The organism is Zhongshania marina (assembly GCF_002915595.1).
GTDB lineage: Bacteria > Pseudomonadota > Gammaproteobacteria > Pseudomonadales > Spongiibacteraceae > Spongiibacter > Spongiibacter marinus_B.
This window is the reverse complement of the sequence record NZ_PQGG01000031.1, coordinates 134,704-161,559: the sequence shown is the minus strand read 5'-3', so window position 1 is coordinate 161,559 and position 26,856 is coordinate 134,704. Positions and strand designations below refer to the sequence as shown.

Genomic DNA, 26,856 nt, shown 5'->3' with positions numbered 1-26,856 from the left:
TGTTACCATAAAGGTCTGTTTGTTCATGAGACCTAAATTATGACCGCTGCCATACCGTCCCTTGCTCACCGCAGTTACACCCTCTTTATTTTGCTATTTGCCAGCCTAATACTCCCGGGCTGCGGCATTAATAATATTCCCCGTTTAGACGAAGAAGCCAAAGCCGCTTGGGCACAGGTAGAAAACCAATATCAGCGCCGTGCCGATCTTATTCCCAATCTGGTTTCTACCGTGAAGGGCTTTGCCGCCCAAGAGAAAGAAACCCTGACCGCTGTCGTAGAAGCCCGCGCCAAGGCGACTTCGATGCAGGTGGATTCTAGTATTCTGGACAACCCCGAAAAGCTGCAGCAATTTGAAGCTGCGCAATCTCAATTGAGTGGCGCCTTAAGCCGCCTGATGGTGGTGTCTGAGCGTTACCCAGAGCTGAAATCCAACCAAAACTTTTTGGCTTTACAGTCCCAGCTAGAGGGCACCGAGAATCGGATCAGCGTTGCCCGCCGCGACTTCATCCTTGCTGTTGGTCGTTACAACACGGAAATTCGCACCTTCCCCGGCAAGATTTGGCATAGCGTGATGTATAGCGAATTAAAAGAAAGGGAAACCTTTAAGGCCACTGCGGAGAAGGCTGATCAAGCGCCTCAGGTTAATTTCTGATGCGCTTTAAACGCACATCCTTATTGCTCTGCGCCCTACTCTGCTGCCTTAACGTATTTGCCGCCGACCCCACCTTTCCCAAACTCAGCGGGCGGGTAGTCGATAACGCCAAATTACTTTCGGCCGGCACGGAGCAAACACTGAACCGCCAGCTTGCCGCTCAGGAGCAGCGCACCGGGAATCAACTTGTCGTGGTAACCCTGCCAGATTTGCAGGGTTTCGATATCGCCGATTACGGCTATCAGCTTGGCCGTCATTGGGGCATAGGCCAAAAAGATAAAAACAACGGCGCCTTGCTGATCATCGCCAAGCAAGAGAAAAAGATGCGGATTGAAGTTGGTTACGGTTTAGAAGGCCAGTTGACCGATGCCCGCAGCGCGCAAATTATTCAGCAAATTCTGACTCCCGCATTTAAAGCCGGGGATTTTGATGGCGGCGTTAGTCGCGCAGTCGACGCCATGATTTTAATCATTGATGGCAAGGCAGCAGCGATACCAAAACAGCAAACCTCAAACAAAAAATCGCCACCGGCGCTGGGCGGCCTGCTGTTTATATTAATTATGTTTATGATGATGGGCGGTGGTCGCGGACGCGGCGGCTTACTTGGAGGCATGTTACTAGGCTCAGCCTTAGGCCGCAGTAGCGGTGGCTTCGGAGGAGGAGGCTTTGGAGGCGGCGGTTTTGGTGGAGGTGGTGGCGGCTTCGGCGGCGGCGGTGCCTCCGGCGGTTGGTAATGCCTTGCAGCACTGTATAGCACCTTTCCACTTTATACATTCAGAGTAATTTATGGCTTTATTAAATCAACAGGAACAGTCGCAGGTCGCAGAGACCATTACAAATATTGAACGCCAGACCGATGCCGAGCTGGTCACCGTTTTGGCCCGCCAAGCCGACGATTACACCTATATCCCTCTGCTATGGGCCAGCGTATTAGCGTTGTTACTGCCCAGTGCCGTGAACTACTTTCCCCAGTGGCTTAATGTGCATCAATTAATTTTATGTCAGTGGGGCGTCTTTATTTTATTGGCCATTTTATTTCGACTACCAAAAATTCAGACCCGCTTAATTCCCCGCGCTGTGCGCCATTGGCGCGCAAGTAATTTAGCAAGACGGCAATTTTTAGAACAAAATTTGCATCACACCCACGGCGAAACCGGCATGCTAATTTTTGTTTCTGAAGCCGAGCGCTATGTCGAAATTTTGGTTGATCGCGGTATCTCGGCCAAAATTCCAGATAGCCACTGGCAGGCCATTGTAAGTCTATTTACGGCAAGAGTAGCCAAGGGGGAAACTGCCCAGGGCTTTATTGAATGCATAGAAGCCTGCGGAAAGGAATTGCAGCGCGAACTACCAGCGAGCCGAGAAAAAAACGAATTGCCAAACCATTTAATAATTTTGGATTAGCGGGGTTCGTGCTCATCCAAACATTCGAAGGAACCGGTAGCGAAATCTCCGCAAATAAACGGTCTATTCTCATAGATTGTGCACAACATGGTGTCGCGGTCTAAGGCTGCGCACCAACCATCCTCCAAGCGTGCCATGACTTCGCCGCCCCACTTGTCCCGTTTGATAAATTGTTCTGGAACACCCGTTTCGCTGATCAACATAACTTCTAATCGACAACATGCTGCTTTGCAGCTGTTACATTTAATTTCGGTGCTTTCAATATTGGCGGCGGCAATTCTCATCTAAACTGCCTCTGAGCGCGTGGTCGCACTACGCTCAGCTAGCAGAATACCTCCAACAACTAATACCAAGGCGACAATATGGTAGATATGCAATACCTCTCCTAATATGAATACTGCCAATATGGAACCGAATACCGGCACCAAATTAATAAATAAATTTGCGCGATTTCCCCCTACCATCTCTACCCCGCGAATATATAGCGACTGCGCAAGCAAGGATGGGAAAATGGCAATATATAAAATCACGCCCAGTCCCTGTAAGTCGGGTAGTAACATCTTTCCAGACTGATATTCGTAATACGCCAAGGGCAGTGAAGATAAGAGCGCGGATACCGCTAGAACAAAAATCATCGCCTGCCAATGTAATGCGGGCTTATATCTTAAAGCTACGGTGTAACCGCCATACAGTAACGCTGCTAATAACATTAGCGCGTCACCGCGATTTAAATCCAGCAGTAATAAACTCGTCAAATCACCGTGCGATACCGTGATCGCCACGCCAAGCAAGGTCAACGAAAATCCAATTAGCTGCAATGCACTTGGCTTTAGTTTAAATAATAAAAAATTGCCGAAAAATACAATCAAGGGCATTATCGATTGTTCTATGGTCACGTTAATCGCAGTAGTGTAATTTAAAGCGTAATAAAACAATGCATTAAATCCAGCGAAACCAAATGCGCCAAATAAAAATAACATCACAAGATTTTTACGAATAATTGGCCACTGTTCACGCACTCTTGCAATAGCAAAAGGGGAAATAAAAATTACCGCAAACAACCAGCGCAATGCCGTTAATATCATGGGCGAAACGTGGCCCACCGCTAATTTTCCGGCAATTGCATTACCACCCCAAAACAATGCAACACAGCTAAGCAAGACAATGGGGTGACGAAAAATGTGGCTAGTACTAAAAATAAATACTCCATACTTCGCCAACAAACGAAGTGCTTCTAAAAATGAGATTAGCTACAGCTAGGAGTGAATTTCTAGCTTGAATGCATCATCACCACGGTCTGGCGCCTCATCACTCCAACGCACCGAACCGGATGGGCGACCAAGCCAGCGCAACACCTTAATAGGCTCTATACCAATGTGCATTTTGGCCGCCTGACGCTGCAGATCACTGTCTTCTAAAGTGCGGCGATTTCTCAAACGCAAATAATCATTCCATGTTGGGCAGCTAAACCTTTCAGACCAACACTCTGGGTCTGCAATATTACGCGACAAAGACCAAGCATAGGCGCCATTACGGGAGCGTACTTTTTGTTGGTCGCGCATTAGCTTATAAAAGTCCCGCGCTTTGTCTTCAGGGATTCGATACTGGAGTTCAATACTTATTGGCCCACTGCGGCCGCTAATACCTAGTTTAACATCAGGGTCATCTAAAACCTGTTCATCTAACTCGGTAGATGTAGTGCGGTCGGCAACCGGCAATAAATACCCCAATAACAGCGACGCAATCAGCGCGATGGCAGAAATTTGAAACGCCATTGCAACGCCATGCTCTTTCGCTATCAGCCCCCACACCCAAGAGCCAATCGCCACCCCCAATGTAATAGAAGCACTTGAGGTTGCAATGGCACGCCCCATTACCCAGCGTGGCACAAACAGTTGAACTAGCACGCTTATGGATGTGGTAATCATCATCCACGCCATGCCAGCTACCATTAAAATAGCGATATCAAGAATCACACTTCGACTCGCCGCCAGCGCCACCAAGCATAGTGCGATAACAACCGTACACACCCGCAACGTGTTTTCGTTGCCGATTTTTTTCCGCATTGGGTGAAGTACAAAAATACCGCACACCGCACCTACGCCAAATGCCCCCAGCAACAAACCAAATGTACTGGCTGTGCCGCGTAGCAAGTCGTGGGCGATCAAGGGCATAAGCGACGGCAGCGAAGCACCGATAAAACACAAAACAAATGCCCGCCCAATGGCGCGGCGCACGGGTTGCATATTCATCACATAGCGCAGGCCTGAATTTATCGAGCGCAACAAACCTTCTGCCGGAAGCCGAGATACCTCTGTCTGTCGCCGCCATCTGCGCAAAGACTCCAACATCGGCACAAATGAAATCGCATTTATAGCAAACGCCGCCGTTGCGCCAAAACTAACAACAATCAAACCGCCAATCGCCGGCCCCACACTCCTCGCCAAATTGAAACTTATATTATTTAAGGCCACCGCCTGAGGCAGCAACTCCTTCGGCACTTGTTCGGCAATAGACGCACCCCGCGCCGGCGCTGCCAAAGCGCCGCCAGTACCAACCAAAAAACATAAACCCAGTAACACCCACGGCGTAATTAGCCCAAGAATCGACACCAAGGTCATAATGGCAGCGGCGATCAATGACAGCATAAAAAACGTTATCTGGACTTTGCGCCGGTCATAAATATCAGCAATGGCGCCAGCGGGTAGCGCAAATAGCGCCATGGGTAAAAACGTCGCCGTTTGCACCAGGGCAACATGATCGGCAGTAGAAATACTGGTCATAATCCAAGCAGCAGCAACACTCTGAATCAAGCCGCCGGCATTAGAAATGGTATTGCTGAACCACATATTCCTAAAGGAAGCGTGTTTTAGTGGCGAAAAAATAGCGTCGTTATTATTTTCATTGCTTAACGCTGCCATTGCTTTCCCCTCAATTGAGTATAACTTCTACATTTCAAAAAATGCTTTTGTCTATTACTCAACCGTCACAGATTTTGCTAAATTTCTGGGTTGATCTACATCTGTGCCTTTTAATATTGCAACATGATAAGACAGTAATTGCAGGGGAATGGTATAAATAATAGGCGCTATAACATCGTTAACATGAGGTAGTTCAATAATGTTAATGCCTTTGGCTTTTTTGAATCCCGCGGCTTTGTCGCAGAATACAAATAGTTGCCCGCCACGGGCTTGTACTTCTTCTAAATTTGATTTTAATTTTTCTAATAATTCATCGTTTGGTGCCACAGCGATGACTGGCATGTCTGCATCCACCAAGGCTAAGGGCCCATGTTTTAGTTCGCCAGCTGGATAGCTTTCGGCATGAATATAAGAAATTTCTTTTAATTTTAATGCGCCTTCCATTGCCACCGGCCATTGCGCGCCGCGCCCTAAAAATAGCGCGTGATGCTTTTCTGCAAAGGCATTAGACATTTCTTTAATTGCCAAATTTAATTCTAATGTTTCAGCCAATAGATCTGGCAAGGCATTTAGAGCTTTGACAATTTCTTCTTCTTGCTCTTCTCTCATATCATGGTGACGACCAAGTGCTACAGTTAAAAACAATAATGCTGCGAGCTGTGTTGTAAATGCTTTGGTAGAGGCCACACCAATTTCGGGGCCGGCTTCTGTCATTAAATATAAATCTGACTCCCTCACCAATGAACTTTGCGCAACATTGCACACTGCAAGTGAGGCCGAATAGCCCAAGGTTTTAGCAAGTCTAAGGGCAGCGAGTGTGTCCGCCGTTTCACCAGACTGTGAAATGGTGACAAATAAGGTATTGTCTTGGACTTTAAATTTTCTATAACGAAATTCGCTCGCCACTTCTACTCGGCAAGGGACGCCGGCTAAACCTTCTATCCAGTATTTCGCTACCATTCCGGCGTGATAGCTAGTTCCACAAGCTACGATTTGCACCGACGAAATATCTTTAATGATTTGTCCAGCACGGGAACCCATGGCTTCAATTAGTATTTTTTTACTGCCCAGGCGCCCTGCTAACGAACGGCGAATAACAGAGGGTTGCTCGTAAATTTCTTTGAGCATGAAATGGCGATAATGGCCTTTGTCTACCGATTCCGCCGCCGCGTCGATTTGGGTTATGTCTCTAGATACTGGTGCATATGCTGCGTCTAAAATGGTGTAGTTATCTGGTGTTATTTCAGCAATATCGCCTTCTTCTAAATACACAAATCGGTCAGTAACTTGACGCAATGCTAGTTGGTCAGAGGCAATAAAGTTTTCACCAATACCAATGCCAATAACGAGCGGGCTGCCTTTGCGTGCACAGATAATTTTTTCTGGCTCGGCGGAATGAATCACCGCTAGACCATAGGCGCCATCTAAATCTGCAATAGCCATTTTTAGCGCAGCGACGAGGTTTTGCTGATCTTGATAATAGTGATGAATTAAATGAACGATGGTTTCAGTATCGGTTTGTGATAAAAATTCATAACCTAATTTTTTTAGACGAACTCTTAACTCAGCATGATTTTCAATAATGCCATTGTGAACCAAGGCAATATCGCCAGAGATATGAGGATGGGCATTTTCTTCTGATGGTTGGCCATGTGTGGCCCAGCGAGTATGTGCAATTCCAACACGGCCGCGCAGCGGACTTGCAGACAATTCCTCTGCCAGTTTTTCAACTTTGCCCACACGCTTACGATTATGAATTTTTGTGTCGGCGTCGATAATTGCCATGCCAGCAGAGTCGTATCCGCGATATTCCAGACGACGTAAACCTTCTAGCAATATCCCAGATACTTCGCGTTGTGCTACTGCACCGACAATGCCACACATGTGCCTTTCCTTTATTAATTCAGTTTTTGTAGTTAGTCGCGGGGCTTCTTTTCTGGCCGCTTCCATCCACTGATATTACGCTGTTTGGCTCGGGCAACCGCTAATTCCCCATCGGCAATATTTCCGGTAATGATTGAACCGGCGCCAATTGTTGCGCCCTTACCAACTGTAACGGGTGCAACTAATGAGGTATTTGATCCTACAAAGGTGTTGTCTGCTAATGTTGTTTTAAATTTATTTACACCATCGTAATTGCAGGTAATGGTGCCTGCACCGACGTTCACATCGCGCCCGATTTCTGCATCGCCAATATAACTTAGGTGGCTCACTTTGCTTCCGTGACCAATATTCGCCTTTTTTGTTTCAACGAAATTGCCAATTTTTACTTCTTCTGCCAATACCGTTCCCGGTCTTAGGCGCGCAAAAGGGCCTATTGTGCAATTTTCTGCTAAGTGCGCACCTTCAATTACGGAGTTAGATTTAACTTCGCAATGCGACGCGATATGCGAATCGATAATATGACAGTTTGGGCCAATGCTTACACCATCACCTAGGCTAACGTCGCCCTCAAACACACAGTTAACGTCGATATAAACATCTTCACCTGTTTGTAGCGTACCGCGAATATCAAGCCGCGTTGCATCTGCTAATGTAGCGCCTTTGCTCATTAACTCTTCAGCCAGCTGGGCTTGATGAAAGCGCTCAAGCAACTGTAATTGGGAGCGGGTATTCGCGCCCTGCACCTCCATCGGGTAGGCCGCATGACATACTTTTATCGCTACGCTATCTGCGACTGCCATTGCCACAATATCGGTTAAATAGTATTCGCCCTGCGCATTATTTGATTTTAATCGCGGCAGCCATTGTTTAAGTTTTTTGGCGGTGACCGACATAATTCCGGTATTTACTTCATTTACTAATAATTGATCTGCCGTCGCATCTTTTTGTTCAACGATGGCAGTAACATTATTATTGTTGGCGCGAATAATACGCCCATAACCACTGGGGTCATCTAAGCAAACAGTCAAAAGTGCCAAGGTATCTGCGCAGGCAGTACCCAATAAAGATTCAAGGGTTTCTGATGAAATTAAGGGTACGTCGCCATAAAGTATTAAAACTCGGCTGTCGTCAGATATCGCCGTAAGTGCTTGGGCAACAGCATGGCCCGTGCCTTTTTGCTCGGCCTGCAGGGCCCATTTTATATTTTTTTCTGCGAGACTTTCTTTTACCAAATCCGCGCCGTGACCGATCACGATATGGGTGGTATCAGCGCCTATTTTTTCTGCGCGCTCCACCACGTGAAGAAGCATGCTTTTACCTGCTACTTCATGCAGTACTTTTGGGAGATTGGAGCGCATTCGGCTTCCCTGACCCGCGGCCAGAATCACTACGTCTAGTGTCATTATTAAACCTTTAGCTGTTAGGCGTATTTTACCGATCAGAGAATATAACGAGGGATAGTAACGGAAACAAAAAAGGGCGGCCAGAGCCGCCCTTTTCCTAATACGGTAAAACCGTATTATTTACTCAGTGACTTACGAATTTGCTGTAAAGTCCGAAGCTGAGCTGATGCTGCTGCTAGCTGTGCTGCTGCACGTGAGTAGTCAACATCTGCGCTTTGGTTCAACATCGCTTGTTGAGCGTGTTTCTGCGCCTCTAGTGCGGCTGCCTCGTCGAGGTCGCCAGCACGCATAGCCGTATCTGCAAGAATACTCACCACATTGGGCTGTACTTCCAGAAAACCGCCAGACACATAAAAAATAATCTCTTCGCCGTTGTCTTGTACAATACGTACTGGACCCGGTTCCAAGGATGTTAGCAACGGCGCGTGACCATAGGTCACACCCAGGTCACCCTGAGTACCGTTTGCAACAATCAGCTTGGCACGGCCAGAGAACAACTCTGCTTCTGCACTCACGATGTCACAATGAATAGTCATAGCCATATTTTAGCCTCTCAGGCATGAAGCTCGCTTACGCGAGCTTACAGTTTAGCCGCTTTTTCGATTGCTTCGTCGATGGTACCAACCATGTAGAAGGCCTGCTCTGGTAGGTGATCGTAATCACCGCCGAGAATGCCTTTAAAGCCAGCAATAGTATCTTTCAGAGATACATACTTTCCTGGGCTGCCGGTGAAGATTTCAGCAACGTGGAAAGGCTGTGACAAGAAACGCTCAATTTTACGCGCGCGTTCTACGGTTGTTTTGTCTTCTTCAGACAATTCGTCCATACCAAGGATCGCGATGATGTCTTTCAGCTCTTTATAACGCTGAAGTACGTTCTGTACGCCACGAGCAACTTCATAGTGCTCAGTACCGATGATCAGCGGATCCAACTGACGTGACGTAGAGTCCAGTGGATCTACCGCTGGGTAAATACCCTTAGCAGCGATATCACGGCTCAGTACGACTGTTGAGTCTAAGTGAGCGAAGGTGGTTGCTGGCGATGGGTCAGTCAAGTCATCCGCTGGTACGTATACCGCTTGGATAGAGGTGATAGAACCCGTTTTAGTGGAGGTGATACGTTCCTGAAGAACACCCATCTCTTCTGCCAGTGTTGGCTGGTAACCTACCGCTGAAGGCATACGACCTAACAGTGCTGATACTTCGGTACCGGCCAAGGTGTAACGGTAGATGTTGTCAACAAACAACAGTACGTCACGACCTTCGTCACGGAATTTTTCAGCCATGGTCAAACCAGTTAGTGCAACGCGTAAACGGTTGCCTGGTGGCTCGTTCATCTGACCGTAAACCATGGCCACTTTAGATTTGCTGAAGTCTTGAACGTTTACAACGCCCGCTTCCTGCATCTCGTGATAGAAGTCGTTACCTTCACGAGTACGCTCACCAACACCGGCAAATACTGACAAACCGCTGTGCTCGGTTGCGATGTTGTTGATCAATTCCATCATGTTTACGGTTTTACCAACACCCGCACCACCGAATAGACCAACTTTACCGCCCTTAGCAAATGGGCAAACCAAGTCGATTACTTTGATACCTGTTTCTAGCAAGTCAGAAGACGCTGCCAATTCTTCGTAAGCAGGTGCTTTACGGTGAATAGGCATACGCTCTTTTTCGCCGATTGGGCCACACTCGTCAATTGGATTGCCAAGTACGTCCATGATCCGACCTAGGGTTTCGATACCCACAGGTACTTTGATCTTGTCATTGGTGTTGTTAACGTCCAGTCCGCGACGCAATCCTTCAGAAGAACCGAGGGCGATGGTGCGAACTACGCCGTCTCCTAATTGCTGTTGCACTTCCAGGGTCAGCCCGCTGTCAGCAACCAACAGTGCATCATAGACCTGTGGTACCGCATCGCGTGGAAATTCCACGTCGATAACGGCGCCGATAACTTGTACGATACGTCCGCTACTCATATCCGGTTCCTCTTCAAAACCTTAAATAATCAAATTCTGTTTCAGTGATGAAAATACTTACGACGCTACCGCCGCTGCACCACTCACGATTTCCGACAGTTCTTGGGTAATCGCCGCCTGACGAGCTTTGTTATAAACCAGCTGCAGACCGTCGATAATATCGCCGGCATTATCAGTCGCGTTCTTCATCGCGATCATACGTGCAGCCTGCTCACAAGCACCGTTCTCAACCACTGTCTGGTAAACCTGTGACTCAACATAGCGAGTCAGTAAGCCTTCCAGTAATTCTTCAGGGCTGGGCTCGTAAATATAATCCCAGTGATGTTTTAAACTGTCGTCTTGCTCTGCTTCTAAAGGCAATAACTGGCTTACAAATGGGCTTTGAGTCATGGTGTTCACAAACTCATTACCTACCAGATACAAACGATCTATTTTGCCTTCGCCATAAGCGTCGAGCATAACTTTTACACTGCCAATCAAATCAGCAACGCTGGGTGCTTCGCCCATGTCTTTTGCCGCTGCAACTACGTTGCCGCCGTAGCTCTTGAAGAATGCACCGGCTTTGCTGCCGATTAAACACAAATCAATTTCTACATTCTGTTCTGACCATGCTTGCATTGATTTGATGGCTTTTTTGAATACATTGGTATTCAAACCACCGCACAAGCCGCGGTCAGTAGAAACAATGACATAACCGACGCGTTTAACTTCCCGCTCAGTCATATACTGATGACGGTACTCTGGATTTGCATTGGCGATATGACCCACCACAGCGCGCATGCGCCGAGCGTAGGGTTTACCCAATTCCATGCGATCTTGAGCTTTGCGCATTTTACTCGCCGCAACCATTTCCATGGCGCTAGTGATTTTTTGCGTGCTCTTGATGCTGGATATCTGGGTGCGTATCTCTTTTGCACCTGCCATGATTCAACAATCCTCAAGCAGAAAAGCTGCGCTTGCGCGCAGCTTAACGTCTTACCAAGTCTGAGTTGCCTTGAACTTTTCAACGAGTTCTTTGAACTTGCCTTCCAGTTCTGCGTTCCAGTTACCGCTGTCGTTGATCTCTTTCATTACCGCAGCGTATTCGCTGTTGGCGAAAGATAAAATTGCTGATTCAAAGTCGAGAATCTTGGCAACTTCAACGCCTTTCAGATGACCTTCGTTGGCGCAGTAAAGAGACAGACCCATTTCAGCAATGCTGAGAGGGCTGTACTGCTTCTGCTTCATCAGTTCGGTAACGCGCTCACCTTGTGACAACTGCGCTTTAGTCGCTTCGTCTAGATCAGAAGCAAACTGAGAGAACGCGGCCAATTCACGGTACTGAGCCAATGCGGTACGAATACCACCAGACAATTTCTTAATAATTTTTGTCTGTGCTGCACCACCAACCCGCGATACCGAAATACCCGCGTTCATCGCAGGACGAATACCTGAGTTGAACATGTCGGTTTCAACGAAGATCTGACCGTCGGTGATGGAGATTACGTTGGTCGGTACGAATGCAGATACGTCACCCGCTTGGGTTTCGATAACTGGCAGAGCCGTCAATGAACCTGTTTTACCTTTTATTTCACCGTTGGTGAACTTCTCTACGTAATCTTCAGAAACACGGGCTGCGCGCTCTAGTAGACGAGAGTGGAGGTAAAATACGTCGCCGGGGTATGCTTCACGACCCGGTGGACGACGTAATAACAGAGAGATTTGACGGTAGGCCCAAGCCTGCTTAGTCAAATCATCATAAATGATCAGTGCGTCTTCGCCGCGATCACGGTAGTACTCACCAATAGTACAGCCAGTGAACGGTGCGATGAACTGCATAGATGCTGGATCAGACGCCGTCGCCGCAACAACCACTGTGTGATCCATTGCGCCGTGCTCTTCTAATTTACGCACAACGGCGGCAATAGAAGATGCTTTTTGACCGATAGCGACGTATACACATTTAATACCAGAGGATTTCTGGTTAATGATAGCGTCGACAGCAATTGCTGTTTTACCGATTTGGCGGTCACCGATGATCAGCTCACGCTGGCCACGACCGATTGGTACCATGGCATCAACAGCCTTAAGACCGATCTGCACTGGCTGGTCTACCGACTTACGCCAAATTACGCCTGGTGCAACTTTTTCAATTGCGTCAGTTAATTTTGCGTTGATAGGGCCTTTACCGTCGATTGGATTACCCAGTGCGTCTACAACGCGACCTTGTAACTCAGGACCAACGGGGACTTCTAAGATACGACCTGTACACTTACAGGTTTGACCTTCGGCAATTCCTAAGTAGTCGCCTAATACTACGGCACCTACAGAATCGCGCTCAAGGTTAAGGGCCATACCAAAACGGCCACCTTCAAACTCGATCATTTCACCGTACATCACCTCGGTTAAACCGTGGATACGTACGATACCGTCAGATACGGATACTACCGTGCCCTCATTCTGGGCTTGAGCAGACACATCTAATTTGTCGATGCGCTGTTTGATAATATCGCTAATCTCGGATGGATTCAGTTGCTGCATGCTCTGTTCCTCAATCCTATTCTCTAAACGCTCAGGAATTTATTGCTTCAGCGAGTTTCGCTAAGCGACCGCGCACCGAGCCATCTATTACCAAGTCACCTGCTTTCACAATAACACCGCCCAATAACAAAGGATCGACGGTAGTGTGAACGTGAACTTCGCGTGCCAATTTTTTGCCTAAAACTTCAGCAAGACGTTTCTCAGACTCTGAATCCAGCGCGAACGCCGTTGTCAGTTCGACATCCACTGTACGTTCTTGGATGGCCTTTTGCGCGTCAAACAGTTCGCTAATCGTAGGAAGTAATCCTAAGCGCTTATTCTCTGCGAGAATCTTGATGAAATTTTCGCCGCCAGCATTAAATGTATCGGCACATACGTCGATAAACATTTGTGCTTGCTGTGCGGTTGTCATCGCCGGAGAGCTTAAAAACTTCTTTACTTCCGGTTGTTGGGATACGGCTGCTGCTGTTGCCAGCATTGCAGACCATTCGCCCAGCGTCGATGCAGCCAAAGCGTGCTCAAAAGCCGCTTTGGCATAGGGTCTAGCTGTTGTGCTTAATTCCGCCATGATCAACCTCGCTTAAAGGCTTGCGGCCAGCTTGTCGACCATGTCTTTATGAACAGACTCATCGATAGATGCTTCAAGCACTTTTTCAGCGCCAACCAAAGCAAGCTTGGCAACTTGTGAACGCAGCTGTTCTTTAGCGCGGTTCACATCTTGCTCAATCTGTGCCTCAGCAGCAGCTTTCAGGCGTTCGCCTTCAGTTCGTGCTACGTCTTTCGCTTCTTCAACGATCTGGCTAGCGCGCTTATTAGCAGCATCAATAATTGTTGCCGCTTCTGCTTTCGCTTCGCGTAATTGCTTGGTCGCTTTTTCTTGAGCTAACTCAAGGTCGCGACCAGCGCGATCCGCAGCATCCAGACCATCAGCGATTTGCTTTTCACGCTCATCCATCGCTGTGCGAATGTAACCCCATACAAACTTGTACGAGAACCACACAAAGAACAGAAAGCTGATCGATTGTCCAATCAGTGTGAGATTAATATTCACGCCGATACCTCTGCTGTATGAATTTGCTGTTGGTGTTTTTTAGCTGCGTGCAATTAAGCTGGCAGGCCTGGAACAACAACAAACAGTACGTACATTGCAATACCAACGCCGATCATTGGAACCGCATCAAGCAGACCAGCGATCAAGAACATTTTACCTTGCAGCATTGGTGCTAGTTCTGGTTGACGTGCTGAACCTTCCAGCAATTTGCCACCCAAAATTGCAAAGCCAATTGCCGTGCCCAGTGCGCCAAAACCAATCATTAACGCAACAGCGATCAGTGCTAAACCCATGGTAGTTCTCCTACTTTCAACTTTAAGTTAATAAAAATGTAAATCAGTGAAACTGGTCTTCTTCTTCAACTTGATGAGCCGTTGCCATATAAACAATGGTCAATACCATGAAGACGAAAGCTTGTAGTGTAATAACAAGGATATGGAATACTGCCCATGCCCACTGCAACACACCAGCAAATATACCCAGTACCAAACCGGCACCGAACATAGTCGCAATCAATATAAAGATCATTTCGCCGGCGTACATATTGCCGAACAACCGAAGACCTAATGAAATTGGCTTAGATATCCAAGAAATCGCTTCTAATGCGAAGTTAATGGGTACCAATAATACATTCACATACCATTTTGGGCTGTGGAATGGGTGCAAGGTTAATTCTTTAACAAAGCCCATAAAGCCTTTTTTGGCGATGGTGAAGTAGACCATTAATCCAAATACAGTGAAACCCATACCTAAGGTTACGTTTGGATCGGTTGTTGGTACTACTTTAAAGAAGAAGTGTGGATTTCCAGTAACCCAGGCCATAAAGGCCGGAATCCAGTCTACTGGGACCAAGTCCATGGTATTCATCAGAATAATCCACATGAAAATGGTAAGTGCCATTGGTGCGATCATGGCGTTTTTGTGGTGGAAGCCGTCTTTTACTGTTTGATCAATAAAGCCAATGATCATTTCTAGCAAATTCTGAGCGCCGCGCGGTACGCCGCTATGAGCGCGCTTAGCAATGCGAGCAAATATAACTAAGAACAAAAAACCAAGACCAATTGACCACAACATTGAGTCAACATGAATGGCCATAAAGCCCATCGCGGCTGCTTCAACACTGCTGTGAGCTAACGTCCACGTGTCTTGTGTCAGTACTTCATGTACGTGACCAGACTCGTCAAGACGCTCATAACCCGCAGGAAGTTTGCCATAGGTTAGGTTTGTAAGATGGTGCTGGATATAACCAACGGTGGATTGCGATTCACCTGCCATGTGTCACTCTCGTAAATGTTAACGCGTTGACCAAATTTTCAATTCTTGTTGCTCGCTAATCCATAGCGCGCAAGTAATACAGCGTTCAGCAGCATAACGGCTAGATATGCCAGAAATAAGACAAACACTTGCAATGGCTGAACTAATGCAAACGTAGCTGCAAATAACAGCACGGTTGTCACAAATTTTCCTGATTCACCTCGGTAAAAAGACCGAGCTACTTCGCGTGCGAATGCCGCGCCAGCGTAACGAAATACTTGGCGCGCGAAATAAGCATTCGGCACAACGGAAATCATTCCCCCGATGACTGTGGAATAGGCCGCGACCTTATCCAAGGGAAAGAGTATGACACTGGCAAGGAGTACAAGAGCGCATTGAAAACCGTATATTTTCAGTAGCGGTGGTCTAAATATTTTATGAACAGCTCGCGGGCTTTTCCGCTTTTCCTCTGCTGTCATAGTGCCACCGCTGCGCCAAATATGGCCAATGTAGAACTCTTACTGCTTGTCCAAAAAACGGGGCGAATTATAGGGGCAAAGTGGCTAATGTTCAACCGATTTAAGTGCTTATGACATTTATGTCATATATTCACCAAATCTATTTATCGCCCTACAATCAGTAATTTAAGGATCTTGCTTGCCTTAATTACTCCAGAAAACACCACATAATGTAGAGCTCTGTTTAGCTGTACACAAAATAAGCTATTTTATGTGATTCAAAATGCCGTCAAGTTCATCTAGGTTGGTGTACTTGATGGTGAGAGTACCCCGCCCCTTGGCGCTATGTTGTATTGAAACAGGAGAGCCTAGGCGCTCTGACAGACTTTCTTGTAATTGTTTTATATCGGGATCCAGTGCTGCCGGCTTTTTGCTTTTATCTTGCAATTTTTCTTCCGCTAGCCGCCTTACCAGTGCTTCGGTCTGTCGTACCGACAGTCCCTTACTAACGACCATTGATGCCGCTGCAGATTGTTGCTCCTGAGCAACGCCGAGCAAGGCCCGAGCATGACCCATTTCTATATCGCCGTTTTCCAATAGCTTTTGAACTTCTTCACGAAGCCCGGTCAGTCTGAGTAAATTGGTGATGGTGGTTCGAGATTTACCGACTAATTGGGCAATTTCCGCGTGGGTTAACTCAAATTCCTTTTGCAGACGCACCATGGCAAGGGCTTCTTCCATGGGGTTTAGGTCTTCACGCTGCAAGTTCTCGATTAACGCCATTGCCGCTGCGGCTTCATCTGCAACATCGCGTATCAGTGCCGGCACGGAATCTAAACCTGCCAGCTGGGAGGCCCGCCAGCGGCGTTCGCCGGCAATAATCTCGTAGCGACCGCCTTCAATTGGACGAACCACGATGGGCTGCATAATACCCTGTGAGCGTATGGAGTTTGCTAACTCTTCCAGTGCTTCCGGTTGCATATCCCGACGTGGTTGATAGCGACCACGCTGCATAAACTCGACGGGTAAATTGCGCAATGTGCCGTCGCTAACTGTAGCTGACTCCGCTTCCACCGTATTATTGGGGTTTGGCGTGGCATCATCTGCCATTCCCACTTCTGGGTTTATCGCTACCGGTGTCGCAGAGGCACCGAGCAATGCGTCGAGCCCGCGGCCCAATCCTCGTTTTTTAACCATGAATCTGTTCAGCCTGTGTGTTCGCGCTAGTATCAGATGCCGCTCGACGGAGCACTTCGCCCGCTAATGCCAAGTAAGCCAAGGCACCCTTAGATTGCTTATCATAAAATAAAATAGGTAAACCGTGGCTAGGCGCTTCAGCAAGACGCACGTTTCTGGGGATAACCGTACTGTAAACCTTATTGCCGAAGTGACGACGCAATTCGTCGGTAACTTGGTTAGTCAAGCTATTGCGGCCGTCGTACATTGTTCGCAGTATCCCCTCGATTTCGAGCACAGGATTTATCAACTGCTTCACGCGATTTACGGTATTTATCAGGGCGCTTAAGCCTTCCAATGCGTAGTATTCACATTGCATAGGAATAATAACGCCTGTCGATGCGGCTAGAGCATTTACTGTTAGCATGTTGAGCGATGGCGGACAGTCGATCAAAATATAGTCATATTGATCGGCAACAGTGGCCAATGCCTCCCGCAGACGAAATTCCCGACCGATCTCATTGATTAATTCTACTTCTGCAGCGGTAAGGTCTTGGTTTGCGGGCAATACCGAAAAGCCGCTCTCCGGTGCCTCAACTATGCACTCGCCTATGGCTTTACTTGCCACCAAAACGTCATAAACTGAATATTCAAGGCTGCTTTTGTCTATGCCGCAACCCATAGTGGCATTGCCTTGCGGGTCTAAATCTACCAGTAAGATGCGCCGCTTTGTTGCAGCTAAAGACGCGGCCAAATTTACGCTAGTCGTCGTTTTGCCGACACCACCTTTCTGATTGGTAATTGCGTAGACCTTGGCCACTGGATTTTCCTTAAGTTTTACTTTGAGAGACCTATGTTTAACTGCTCTTTTACTTTTTGGCTAGCTTAAATCGCTAGCAAAACACCCACTCTGTTAGCGGCATGGGCCCTGCTGCTGGTCGTTTACCAATATAAACTCCCATACTTGCTCTATTATCGCTCTAGCAAAAAGGGGTAGTCCGCTAAGTGTAAATAGTGCTTTTAAGCCAATAATTTAACGGCGAGCTAGCACCAATAAATGCCTCTCTTCGTCCACATTTGGCACCGATAGCGAATAAGAATGCTCGACGATAAAGTGTTTTGGTAGTTGACTCAACTCTGAATCAGGAAAAACACCCTTCATCGCGTATAGCCTGCCATCTGGGGCAAGATGGTTTTCACAACCCAACACCATATCGTGTAAGGACGCAAAAGCACGGGATAGTATTCCGTCGTAAGGGGTCTGTGCTTCAAACTGCTCGACCCGCTCCGAATGAATACTGACATTGGAGAGTTTGAGATGCTGGCGCGCCTCAATTAAAAAACGCGTTTTTTTTCCATTGCTATCAAGTAGGGAAAATTGCTTTTCAGGATACATAATTGCCAGCGGAATACCTGGTAATCCCGCCCCCGTCCCTACATCTAGGTAGCTATTAGCAGTTATATAAGGCGCAACACTCAAACTATCGAGTAGATGCTTACTCACCATCACGTCTGGGTCGCGAATAGCGGTTAGGTTGTAGGCTTTATTCCATTTCTGCAGCAAATTTAGGTAAGTGATCAGTAATTCAATTTGTTGATCACTTAGCACTAAGCCTAATTCCGCTATCCCTTTTAGCAGCCTTTGTTTAATTCCTTCCACTCAGGCTGACTTCCTATCTAGCAATCCGCGTTTTTTCAAATAAATCAGTAACAAGGACACCGCCGCTGGCGTTACACCCGGAATACGCGAAGCCTGCGCCAAGGTTTGCGGGCGGGTATTGCCGAGCTTTTGTTTCACCTCGTTAGACAAGCCTTCAATAATGGAATAATCGAAATCCAGTGGTAATCTGGTGTTTTCGTAGCGACGCAAACGGTCGATTTCTTCCTGTTGTCTATCGATATAGCCCGCGTATTTCACACCGATTTCAATCTGTTCACTTACCTGCTCACAGACTGCATCTTCTGGCTCAGCTACCAAGGCAGCAATATCCGCGTATTTTAGTTCTGGCCGTTTAAGTAAATCTAACAAATTGTATTCGTGGCTTAGCGGCTTCTCGATTTTTGCACTCAGTGCTTGCGCAGCATCACTGCCTGGTTGTATCCAAAACGAAGCTAGGCGCGAGCGTTCACGCTCTATATTTTCACATTTTTCAGTGAAAGCGGCCCATCTAGTATCATCGACTAAGCCTAACTCCCTACCCTTCTCGGTTAACCGTAAGTCGGCATTATCTTCACGTAACAATAGGCGATATTCCGCTCGTGAGGTAAACATGCGATACGGTTCACGGGTGCCCATTGTAATGAGATCGTCTACCAATACCCCGATATAAGCTTCGTCCCTACGCGGACACCAGGCCTCTTTGCCTTGAGCCTGCAAAGCTGCGTTCGCCCCTGCTAATAAGCCCTGCGCAGCAGCTTCTTCGTAACCTGTGGTGCCGTTAATTTGGCCAGCAAAGAACAAACCCCGTATAAATTTGGTTTCTAATGAATATTTCAAATCTCGCGGTTCAAAGAAATCATATTCAATTGCATAGCCTGGACGGGTCATATGGGCATTTTCAAACCCTTTGATCGAGCGAACGAGGTTTAATTGAACATCAAACGGCAAGCTGGTTGATATGCCATTGGGGTACAACTCATGGGTGTTCAGGCCTTCTGGTTCTATAAATACCTGATGAGAGTTTTTATCCGCAAAGCGGTGAACCTTATCCTCTATCGATGGACAATACCGTGGTCCAATTCCCTCAATAACACCGGTATACATGGGGGAGCGATCTAGGCCACCGCGAATAATTTCGTGGGTTTTTTCATTGGTGTGGCTAATCCAGCAACAGACTTGCTGTGGATGTTGCTGCTGATTGCCCAAATAAGACATTACAGGTCTTGGGGTATCTCCCCATTGTGCTTCTAAGCCCTCAAAGTTGACAGTTTTTGCATCAATTCTCGGTGGCGTACCGGTCTTCAATCTATCAACACGGAATGGTAGTTCTCGCAATCTTTGTGCTAAAGCGAGTGATGGAGGATCTCCCGCGCGACCGCCGCTGTGGTTATCTAATCCAATATGGATTTTGCCACCCAAAAATGTTCCCGCGGTTAATACTACGGTTTTACTAAAAAAGCGCAGACCTATATTAGTGACAACGCCTCTAACTTCTTCATTTTCAAAAATTAAATCGTCAACAGCTTGCTGAAAAATAGCTAAATTAGGCTGGTTCTCAAGTATGGAGCGTATCGCTGCTTTATAGAGAATTCGGTCTGCTTGTGCTCGTGTTGCTCGTACTGCTGGGCCCTTGCGAGCATTTAAGACTCGAAATTGAATACCGCCTAGATCGGTGGCTTTAGCCATTGCGCCACCAAGAGCATCTATTTCTTTAACAAGATGGCTTTTACCGATACCGCCAATAGCTGGGTTGCAGGACATTTGTCCCAAGGTCTCGATATTGTGGGTAAGAAGTAGAGTCGCACAACCCATTCGGGCTGCAGCGAGAGCGGCCTCGGTACCAGCGTGACCACCACCAATAACAATTACGTCGTAGCTTTGCGGATAATCCACGAAACACCTGAGAATGAGTATGAATGAAGACGCGAAATTATACGTGGATCTATGAGTCCTGCAATGAATTGGTGAAATTTTAATCAAGTCTGTTTAATTTATTATGTATATACATATGTATTCTTAATATCTTATTTCTTTATTCTAAATATAGTTATTAAGGAAGCCCATTTTGTTAATAACATACTTAAGACATTGATAAATATGAATTTATAGGAATGATAACTAGGGGTTTTATCCACAGATATGATGTCAGAATCATGCTGATCGTCTGTGGGTGAAATGTGGATAAGTTTGGGTTTTATTTTTGCTTGTGGGTAAGCAAGGATATGTTAGCTACTTATCCACCTCTTTAATGGCTGTTGTCCCGCCTTGTTGCGCTTATCCAATAGCGTACTTTTTCATTTAAGGTGTGGATCGATACAGGTTTACTTAGGAAATCGTTCATGCCGACAGCAAAGCAGCGATCTTTGTCTTCTTGGACGCTGTTGGCGGTTAAGGCAATAATGGGAAGGGAGGCTAATTCTGCTTGTTGGCGTATTTGCTTACATGTTTCGTAGCCGTCCATTACCGGCATTTGGAGGTCCATTAAGATCAGGTCTACCTTTTGCTGTTGCAAAGCGTGTAGGCATTCTTCGCCATTATTGCTGGTTATAACCTGCATATCCCACCGTTTTACAATATTGGCAACAAGCATTTGGTTGACGGGATTGTCTTCTACGATCAAAACTTTTTTTCCGGCAAGAATGCTAGTTGGCACTGCTACGTCATGGGCAGCTTCATCTACTTGTTCTTTGTACTCACAATGCCAGCTAATGGTAAATTGGCTGCCCTTACTTACTGTACTCGTCATTTGAATGCTTGCATTCATTAACTCACACAGTCGTTTTACTATGGCAAGTCCTAGTCCCGATCCGCCATAGCGACGTTGGTTTGAGCCGTCGGCCTGATAAAAACTGTCGAAAACGCTATTGTGAATAGCCTCCTCTATCCCTATTCCAGTATCGGTGACAGTAAGTGTCACTTTAAGTTGGTGTTGATTTATAGGTTTTCCCTGCAAGGCGATGGCGATACTCCCATCATGGGTAAATTTCACCGCATTAGAGGCAAGATTAAGAATTATTTGCTTTATGCGGGTATCGTCGCCATAAATCTCAATATTCTGAAGTTCTGGGCTAATGACGTAATTAAATTCTAAACCCTTTTCTTTTGCTTCGTAGGCAAGTGGCGTAAGCAATGTATCAAATAGGCTAGTAGGCGAAAAAAGTCGTTTATCAAGTTTTAAATCGCCCTTTTCTATTTTTGAAAAATCTAAAATATTATTAACGATATTGAGAAGGTGCTCGCTAGAGCTTTTAGCAATTTCTATATAGTGATTTTGTTCTTGATTTAGTTCGGTTGTTGACAGTAATTGAAGCATTCCAAGAGCACCGTTCATTGGCGTTCTTAATTCGTGGGTCATGGTTGCTAAAAATAAACTTTTCGCATTGTTCGCGGCATCTGCTTCCGCTTTTGCAACTTCCAATTGCGCTAGCTTATTCGTAAGTTCTAATTGATGTGATTCTAAACTTTTAGCCATTTCATTGATGTGGTTTTGCAGTTCAGCCAATTCTCCTTCGCCTTGAACAGTAAGTCTGTGACCTAGGTTTCCTGCAGAAATATTCTTTGTAAAATAGTTAATTTCTGCTAGTGGCTTGGAAAGTCTACGACTTATAAGCCAAGCCATAAGAATGCATAAAGATATAGATAGCACACCGATGACGCTGGAAACGACAATTATTTTTTGTTGAAGTTTAGAGAGTTGATCAGTGGATCTCTCTATACGTACTTCACCGATAATAGTTGGCGCATCTGAACTATTGTCGGTATCGCCAGTTATAGCATCATTTATTTCTATACTGCTTTGATATATAGGTACAGATAGTGATTCGGTGGCTTGCTGGTTTTTATTATTTGATTTTAAGTATGATTGGTTTCCTGTGAGGGAGTTTACAATTGATATTGCAATAATATCTTTTGATAATGCTGAACGCATAATATCTAAGAGTTGTGATTCATTGTCACTTATAATCGCTAGTTCACTTGAGGCTGCAATATTTTCTGCAATTCTTGTGGCTATCTCTAGTTGGCTTTGTGATGCGTCATTTAAACGGGTGACAAGTGAGTAAGTAAATAATGAAAAAAATAGTAATAGCGCTGGGGATACTCCAGCTATAAGTATTTGTTGAAATAGAGTGTTTTTTCTAAATCTAGTTAACATACTTATTCTATCCAATCTATTAGGATACTATTTTTTAAATCTTCCTCTTTAGGGATGCTAAGACCTAAAGATTCTGAAACGCTATAATTTATTTTCACATTAAAATTATCTGGATATTGAGAATCAGGTAATTCTCCCGTTTCTATATAGCTATTAACCATTGCTATTATTTTTTTTGCATATTGATCTGGTGTGCTGAATACTGTTCCCAATGCGCCTGCAGCGACAAAGCCCTCATTTGGCCCGATGACGATAGTTTGGTGTCGATAACTGCTAAGTAGTATTGATCTTATTGTTTTGGAGTTATAAATATCGTTTTCGGAGTTGCTTAATAGAACATCGTTTTTCTGAATTATTCTATTTATATCTCTTACAAAATTGTTACCAATTATTTTTTTAGAATTTATGGATATGTTGGGAAATTTAGATGAATAATCTTCGAATTCCTTTTCGTAATAAGGATCTTTGTATGCAATCCCAAGCTGGGTTTGTTTGTTTTTAAATATTGCGTTTATAAGTAATATTTGTCTGAGTAATGGTTGGTCAGAATACAATGCAGAAACATTGCTTATGCCAGATTGTCGAAATTCATTTGAATTAACGTACAGTGCAAATTTTGCCTTATAGTTTTCATTATCAAGTAATGAAAATAGCTTTTCTGAGACAACGATTAATACATCACCCTTGCTGTCACTGCTAGGTAAAATATTAATATGGGTATTTACTGAGAAATGGGGATTGTCGGTAATTTTTTTTGCTAGTGAATCGAGCGAACTGTTTTTTGCGGGTAAAACAAGATCGACGATTATTTTTTCATCGCTGCTCGCCAACGTCGAAGCTAAACATAACGTTGTTATGACTATTCCGTAAAACAGTTTAATCAAGAGGCTATTCCCTGACTCTTGTGAACGCTAGTACTTAAAATTAATACCAATAAACTGACGAAGTTTGTCTCGGTAGATATTGTCGCTTAACAGCTCACTATCGTCGTCGTGTCGGTATTGACCAATATATGAAAGCTCAATTTCGCTACTTTGGCATTTTATAGTCTTCGATACCTTAATATCACTTCGCGAAAACTTATTCTGTGATGTACCTATTGATCTGGCATAGTACTGAGCAAGTGAAAATTGAATATTTCCATTTGTACGGTAGCTTATTAAAGCGCTGGCAGAATTTTTAGGTGTAAAGCTTTCTTCAGTGCTTTTTGTAAATGGTAGAGAGCTATTACTGTATGCCTTATTTTTGATGTAGGCATAGCTGGCATGTATTAACCATTTATGATTTGGTCGGTAATCGATTTCGGTTTCTATTCCAGATAATTTTAAATTGCCGTTGTTAATTGGATTAAATCTTTCAAGAGATATTGCATTAGATATGAGTCTGTCGAGTTGGTCGTAAAATATTTTTACATCCCATTGCAGATGGTATTGCGTAAAATTTCCGTAGTAGCCTATTTCTCGTGATTCTATTCTTTCGGGCTTAACGTCAGGATTACCAAGCGCACTCTGAATAAGTTTACCAGTGGTTTGGCCATCTGGTGCGGGCCGCACATTACGGCCGGTATAGGTCCAGTTTGCTGAGCTTTCTAATAAGTCTGGTGTTCTTATTGCTTCAGAGTAGATTGCCCTGAGGCTATGGTTTTTATTGATGTGATAATGGCTAGAAATTCTAGGCGAAAAAGTTTTCCCTATGCGTTGTTCATATTCATAGGAGCCGCCAGTATTGATAGAAAATTTATCCGCGAATTTTTTTTCAATATTAAAATATATTTGGTAGTTATTACTGCTTAGCGTTGTGCCGTAATAAGTTTCTGATGATACTCGGGATTTCTTAAGGTGAATCCCGGCTACTGACCTTAAATTTTCATTCCATATATAGGTGTCTTGTATATCTATGTCTTGACGAGTAGCGCGTAAGTCTTCATTAGCGTCTACTAATACAAGTGGCGAAGGGTTGTTGATTAACCCTGCGAATGACGGAGGAATTGCTACAGTCCACCGATGAATTTGTTTTTGCGCTGAAAAATTATATTTCAGTGCTAGTTGATGTGTTTCTGATATTTCTTTTTCAATTTTTGACGAAAAATAATAATCATCTGTTTCTGTATTCGGGGGTGAGACGTCGATATCAGAATAGTCGTCAGTGATCTCACCGGATTTATATCCTAGGCCAATGCTAATAGCGTAATTGCTAATATGTGTTTCGTATCTACTATTAAAAAGCTGACTAGATTTGCTGTCCAAGCGCTCATCGCCGCTTCTGTTAATATCGAAACCATCATCGTGAATACTAGCAAGGGTGATGCGGTAGCTTCCATTTAGAAAATCGTCCGCGTAACTTACTCTATAGTTTTCGGTATTTTCAGTTCCACTTAAAATATTGCCTTCAAATTTATTTATATCGCTTGGATGGCGAGTAATGATATTAATAACACCTAAAAAAGCATTGGCGCCGTAACTTGCACTTGAAGGCCCGCGTACTATTTCAATACGTTCAATATCTTGTATGGTGATGGGTATGTCATTCCAATCAACGGTGGCTAAACCAGACTGATATACTGATCGTCCATCTATAAGCACTTGCATTCGGCGAGAGTCGCGATAGTTTGTGCCGTGATAACTGACGACGTAATTCCAACCGTCTCGAGCACCAACAGAGGTTCCTGGAATTAGTCTAAACAACTCGGGGATTTCTTTAAGGCCAGAAGCGTTAATCATTTCGCGATCTATAACACTTACGCTGGCCGGCACTTCACTGCGGTTTTGTTTTAATTTGGCGGGAGTTAATACCACAGGAAGTTCGTCGGTATTCCATATACTTGCTTGTACGGGTATCGCAAGTGATATGGCTATTGCACAGGCAATAAATACGCGAACTAGGGAATGTTGGTTCATCAGCAATCCTTTGAAACGATAGAACGGTTTTAAGTGTAGCCTTTATTTCGCATTTTTCGCTATTGAAGCGGGGTATTTATTTTCCGATGCAGAAGCTGGAAAAGATGCGACCGAGTAAGTCGTCTGAGCTGAATTCACCAGTTATTTCGGCGAGCGCATTTTGTGCTAGTCGCAGTTCCTCTGCTAATAACTCTCCGGCGTTAAAGCTTAGGAGTTGTTGCTCGCCGTTTAGAATATGTTCACGACCACGTGTCAAAGCGTCTATGTGGCGACGTCGCGCGATAAAGGGCGTGTCGCCGTCGTTATAGCCAACGCAGGCTTTTAGGTGTTCTCTAAGTGTATCTATGCCTTGGTTTTGCTTAGCAGAGACGTATACGCGACTTATTTCGTCATCTTGTAAGCCTGTCGCGTGACCCGTTAAATCGCATTTATTGTAGATTAGAGATAACTTTTTTTGCTGAATAAATATGTCAAATTCAGGCGGTATTATTGCTTCATCGCTATTAATATTTTTGCTGTCAATTACAAGCAAGACCCTGTCGGCTTGGCTTATTTCTGACCAAGCCCGTTTAATACCTTCTAGTTCTACGAGGTCGTCGCTATCTCTTAATCCAGCGGTGTCGACAATATGCAGAGGCATTCCATCTATGAGAATGTTTTCTCTAAGGACGTCTCTAGTGGTTCCAGCTATATCAGTAACAATCGCCGATTCTCGGCCTGCTAGGGCATTAAGTAAGCTAGATTTTCCAGCATTGGGTTTGCCTGCAATAACAACAGTCATTCCTTCTCGCAGTATGCTGCCCTGCTTTGCAGAGCTAAATACCGTTTCAAGGTGTAGTTTTATATTTTGTAAATCGGTGGCTACTCTGCCGTCGCTTATAAAATCGATTTCTTCTTCAGGGAAATCGATCGCCGCCTCGACGTATATTCTAAGCATGGTGATGGCTTCTACGAGGGCGTTGATTTCTTTACTGAAGGCTCCTTCTAAAGAGCGGAGCGCTTGCCGAGCTGCTTGTTCAGAGGCGCTATCGATGAGGTCTGCTATTGCCTCGGCTTGAGCTAAGTCGATTTTATTATTTAAAAATGCCCGCTCAGAGAATTCACCCGGTCTTGCCATTCTGGCGCCGTGGCTAATAACGGCGCGCAATAGACAGTCTAGAATTACGGGGCCACCGTGACCTTGAAGTTCTAGAACATCTTCGCCGGTAAACGAATTTGGCCCTGGGAAAAACAGCGCAATACCTTGATCTATGGTTGCGCTACCATTAGCTGTTGTTTCTAGGAAATTACCGTAGTGAGCGTAACGCGGTGTTAGGTTTTCTATGGCTAACATGGCGCGCGCTATTTCTTGGCACTTTGGTCCAGATATTCGCACAATGCCAACACCACCTTTTCCAGGTGGTGTGGCAATCGCGGCAATCGTATCCGTAGAGTATGCCATTG

The 26,856-nt window shown here is 45.3% G+C and carries 25 protein-coding genes; 3 read left to right on the top strand and 22 right to left on the bottom strand.

Going from position 1 to position 26,856, the window contains the following annotated elements; genetic code table 11:
• The first annotated feature begins 39 nt into the window (after window positions 1-39).
• The 3 genes from C0068_RS13820 to C0068_RS13810 are packed head-to-tail and all read left to right on the top strand — an operon-like array spanning window position 40 to window position 2,058.
• Entirely contained in the window at window positions 40-654 is a 615-nt protein-coding gene (locus C0068_RS13820) for a LemA family protein (protein WP_199176178.1), read from the top strand.
• The gene (locus tag C0068_RS13815) at window positions 654-1,388 is read left to right on the top strand and encodes a TPM domain-containing protein (RefSeq protein ID WP_103685064.1); all 735 of its coding nucleotides are present in this window, start codon (window positions 654-656) and stop codon (window positions 1,386-1,388) included. The genes C0068_RS13820 and C0068_RS13815 overlap by 1 nt, the downstream gene beginning before the upstream one ends.
• 52 nt (window positions 1,389-1,440) lie before the next feature.
• The gene (locus tag C0068_RS13810; protein WP_103685063.1) at window positions 1,441-2,058 is read left to right on the top strand and encodes a TPM domain-containing protein; all 618 of its coding nucleotides are present in this window, start codon (window positions 1,441-1,443) and stop codon (window positions 2,056-2,058) included.
• Here C0068_RS13810 and C0068_RS13805 read toward each other — a convergent pair.
• The 22 genes from C0068_RS13805 to mnmE form a co-directional block, all read right to left on the bottom strand.
• Window positions 2,055-2,342 carry a YkgJ family cysteine cluster protein gene (locus tag C0068_RS13805; protein WP_103685062.1) on the bottom strand — a complete coding sequence of 96 codons (288 nt, stop codon included), beginning with the start codon at window positions 2,340-2,342 and terminating at the stop codon, window positions 2,055-2,057. The two genes, C0068_RS13810 and C0068_RS13805, sit on opposite strands and share 4 nt — an antisense overlap.
• Window positions 2,343-3,278: a DMT family transporter gene (locus tag C0068_RS13800; RefSeq protein WP_233208823.1), complete on the bottom strand. Its 936-nt coding sequence runs from the start codon at window positions 3,276-3,278 to the stop codon at window positions 2,343-2,345. It abuts the gene before it with no gap.
• Window positions 3,279-3,314: 36 nt separating this feature from the next.
• A complete protein-coding gene (locus tag C0068_RS13795; protein WP_103685061.1) occupies window positions 3,315-4,979 on the bottom strand; it encodes an MFS transporter in 1,665 nt (554 codons plus the stop codon).
• 54 nt (window positions 4,980-5,033) lie between these two features.
• Window positions 5,034-6,863 carry a glutamine--fructose-6-phosphate transaminase (isomerizing) gene (gene glmS / locus C0068_RS13790; protein WP_103685060.1) on the bottom strand — a complete coding sequence of 610 codons (1,830 nt, stop codon included), beginning with the start codon at window positions 6,861-6,863 and terminating at the stop codon, window positions 5,034-5,036.
• Window positions 6,864-6,895: 32 nt separating this feature from the next.
• Window positions 6,896-8,266, bottom strand: a complete 1,371-nt coding sequence (gene glmU / locus C0068_RS13785) for a bifunctional UDP-N-acetylglucosamine diphosphorylase/glucosamine-1-phosphate N-acetyltransferase GlmU (RefSeq protein WP_199176177.1) — start codon at window positions 8,264-8,266, stop codon at window positions 6,896-6,898.
• Window positions 8,267-8,382: 116 nt separating this feature from the next.
• Complete coding sequence (locus C0068_RS13780; protein ID WP_103685058.1) at window positions 8,383-8,808, bottom strand: F0F1 ATP synthase subunit epsilon; 426 nt, start codon at window positions 8,806-8,808, stop codon at window positions 8,383-8,385.
• A 38-nt stretch (window positions 8,809-8,846) separates the two neighbouring features.
• Entirely contained in the window at window positions 8,847-10,244 is a 1,398-nt protein-coding gene (atpD, locus tag C0068_RS13775) for a F0F1 ATP synthase subunit beta (RefSeq protein WP_103685057.1), read from the bottom strand.
• Window positions 10,245-10,301: 57 nt separating this feature from the next.
• A complete protein-coding gene (gene atpG / locus C0068_RS13770) occupies window positions 10,302-11,168 on the bottom strand; it encodes a F0F1 ATP synthase subunit gamma (protein ID WP_103685056.1) in 867 nt (288 codons plus the stop codon).
• A gap of 51 nt (window positions 11,169-11,219) precedes the next feature.
• Window positions 11,220-12,764, bottom strand: coding sequence for a F0F1 ATP synthase subunit alpha (gene atpA / locus C0068_RS13765; RefSeq protein ID WP_103685055.1), 1,545 nt, complete (start codon window positions 12,762-12,764; stop codon window positions 11,220-11,222).
• A gap of 31 nt (window positions 12,765-12,795) precedes the next feature.
• On the bottom strand, window positions 12,796-13,332 hold the full coding sequence (locus C0068_RS13760) for a F0F1 ATP synthase subunit delta (RefSeq protein WP_103685054.1): 537 nt from the start codon (window positions 13,330-13,332) through the stop codon (window positions 12,796-12,798).
• Window positions 13,333-13,344: 12 nt separating this feature from the next.
• Window positions 13,345-13,815, bottom strand: a complete 471-nt coding sequence (locus tag C0068_RS13755; RefSeq protein WP_103685053.1) for a F0F1 ATP synthase subunit B — start codon at window positions 13,813-13,815, stop codon at window positions 13,345-13,347.
• Window positions 13,816-13,868: 53 nt separating this feature from the next.
• Window positions 13,869-14,108 (bottom strand): F0F1 ATP synthase subunit C, encoded by a 240-nt coding sequence (gene atpE, locus C0068_RS13750; protein ID WP_008253083.1) that lies wholly within the window; start codon window positions 14,106-14,108, stop codon window positions 13,869-13,871.
• A gap of 43 nt (window positions 14,109-14,151) precedes the next feature.
• Window positions 14,152-15,090, bottom strand: coding sequence for a F0F1 ATP synthase subunit A (gene atpB / locus C0068_RS13745; protein ID WP_103685052.1), 939 nt, complete (start codon window positions 15,088-15,090; stop codon window positions 14,152-14,154).
• Between the two features lie 38 nt (window positions 15,091-15,128).
• Window positions 15,129-15,548 carry an ATP synthase subunit I gene (locus C0068_RS13740; RefSeq protein WP_103685051.1) on the bottom strand — a complete coding sequence of 140 codons (420 nt, stop codon included), beginning with the start codon at window positions 15,546-15,548 and terminating at the stop codon, window positions 15,129-15,131.
• A 243-nt stretch (window positions 15,549-15,791) separates the two neighbouring features.
• Window positions 15,792-16,724, bottom strand: a complete 933-nt coding sequence (locus tag C0068_RS13735) for a ParB/RepB/Spo0J family partition protein (RefSeq protein ID WP_103685050.1) — start codon at window positions 16,722-16,724, stop codon at window positions 15,792-15,794.
• Window positions 16,717-17,523: a ParA family protein gene (locus tag C0068_RS13730; RefSeq protein WP_103685049.1), complete on the bottom strand. Its 807-nt coding sequence runs from the start codon at window positions 17,521-17,523 to the stop codon at window positions 16,717-16,719. Before C0068_RS13730 ends, C0068_RS13735 begins: the two co-directional genes overlap by 8 nt.
• Before the next feature lie 213 nt (window positions 17,524-17,736).
• Window positions 17,737-18,363, bottom strand: coding sequence for a 16S rRNA (guanine(527)-N(7))-methyltransferase RsmG (gene rsmG, locus C0068_RS13725; RefSeq protein WP_103685048.1), 627 nt, complete (start codon window positions 18,361-18,363; stop codon window positions 17,737-17,739).
• Entirely contained in the window at window positions 18,364-20,256 is a 1,893-nt protein-coding gene (mnmG, locus tag C0068_RS13720) for a tRNA uridine-5-carboxymethylaminomethyl(34) synthesis enzyme MnmG (protein WP_103685047.1), read from the bottom strand.
• Window positions 20,257-20,608: 352 nt separating this feature from the next.
• Window positions 20,609-22,516, bottom strand: coding sequence for a response regulator (locus tag C0068_RS13715; RefSeq protein WP_103685046.1), 1,908 nt, complete (start codon window positions 22,514-22,516; stop codon window positions 20,609-20,611).
• A gap of 2 nt (window positions 22,517-22,518) precedes the next feature.
• Window positions 22,519-23,400 carry a hypothetical protein gene (locus C0068_RS13710; RefSeq protein WP_146047902.1) on the bottom strand — a complete coding sequence of 294 codons (882 nt, stop codon included), beginning with the start codon at window positions 23,398-23,400 and terminating at the stop codon, window positions 22,519-22,521.
• 27 nt (window positions 23,401-23,427) lie between these two features.
• Entirely contained in the window at window positions 23,428-25,413 is a 1,986-nt protein-coding gene (locus C0068_RS13705; RefSeq protein ID WP_103685044.1) for a TonB-dependent receptor plug domain-containing protein, read from the bottom strand.
• Window positions 25,414-25,489: 76 nt separating this feature from the next.
• The gene (gene mnmE, locus C0068_RS13700) at window positions 25,490-26,854 is read right to left on the bottom strand and encodes a tRNA uridine-5-carboxymethylaminomethyl(34) synthesis GTPase MnmE (protein ID WP_103685043.1); all 1,365 of its coding nucleotides are present in this window, start codon (window positions 26,852-26,854) and stop codon (window positions 25,490-25,492) included.
• Between the last annotated feature and the right edge of the window lie 2 nt (window positions 26,855-26,856).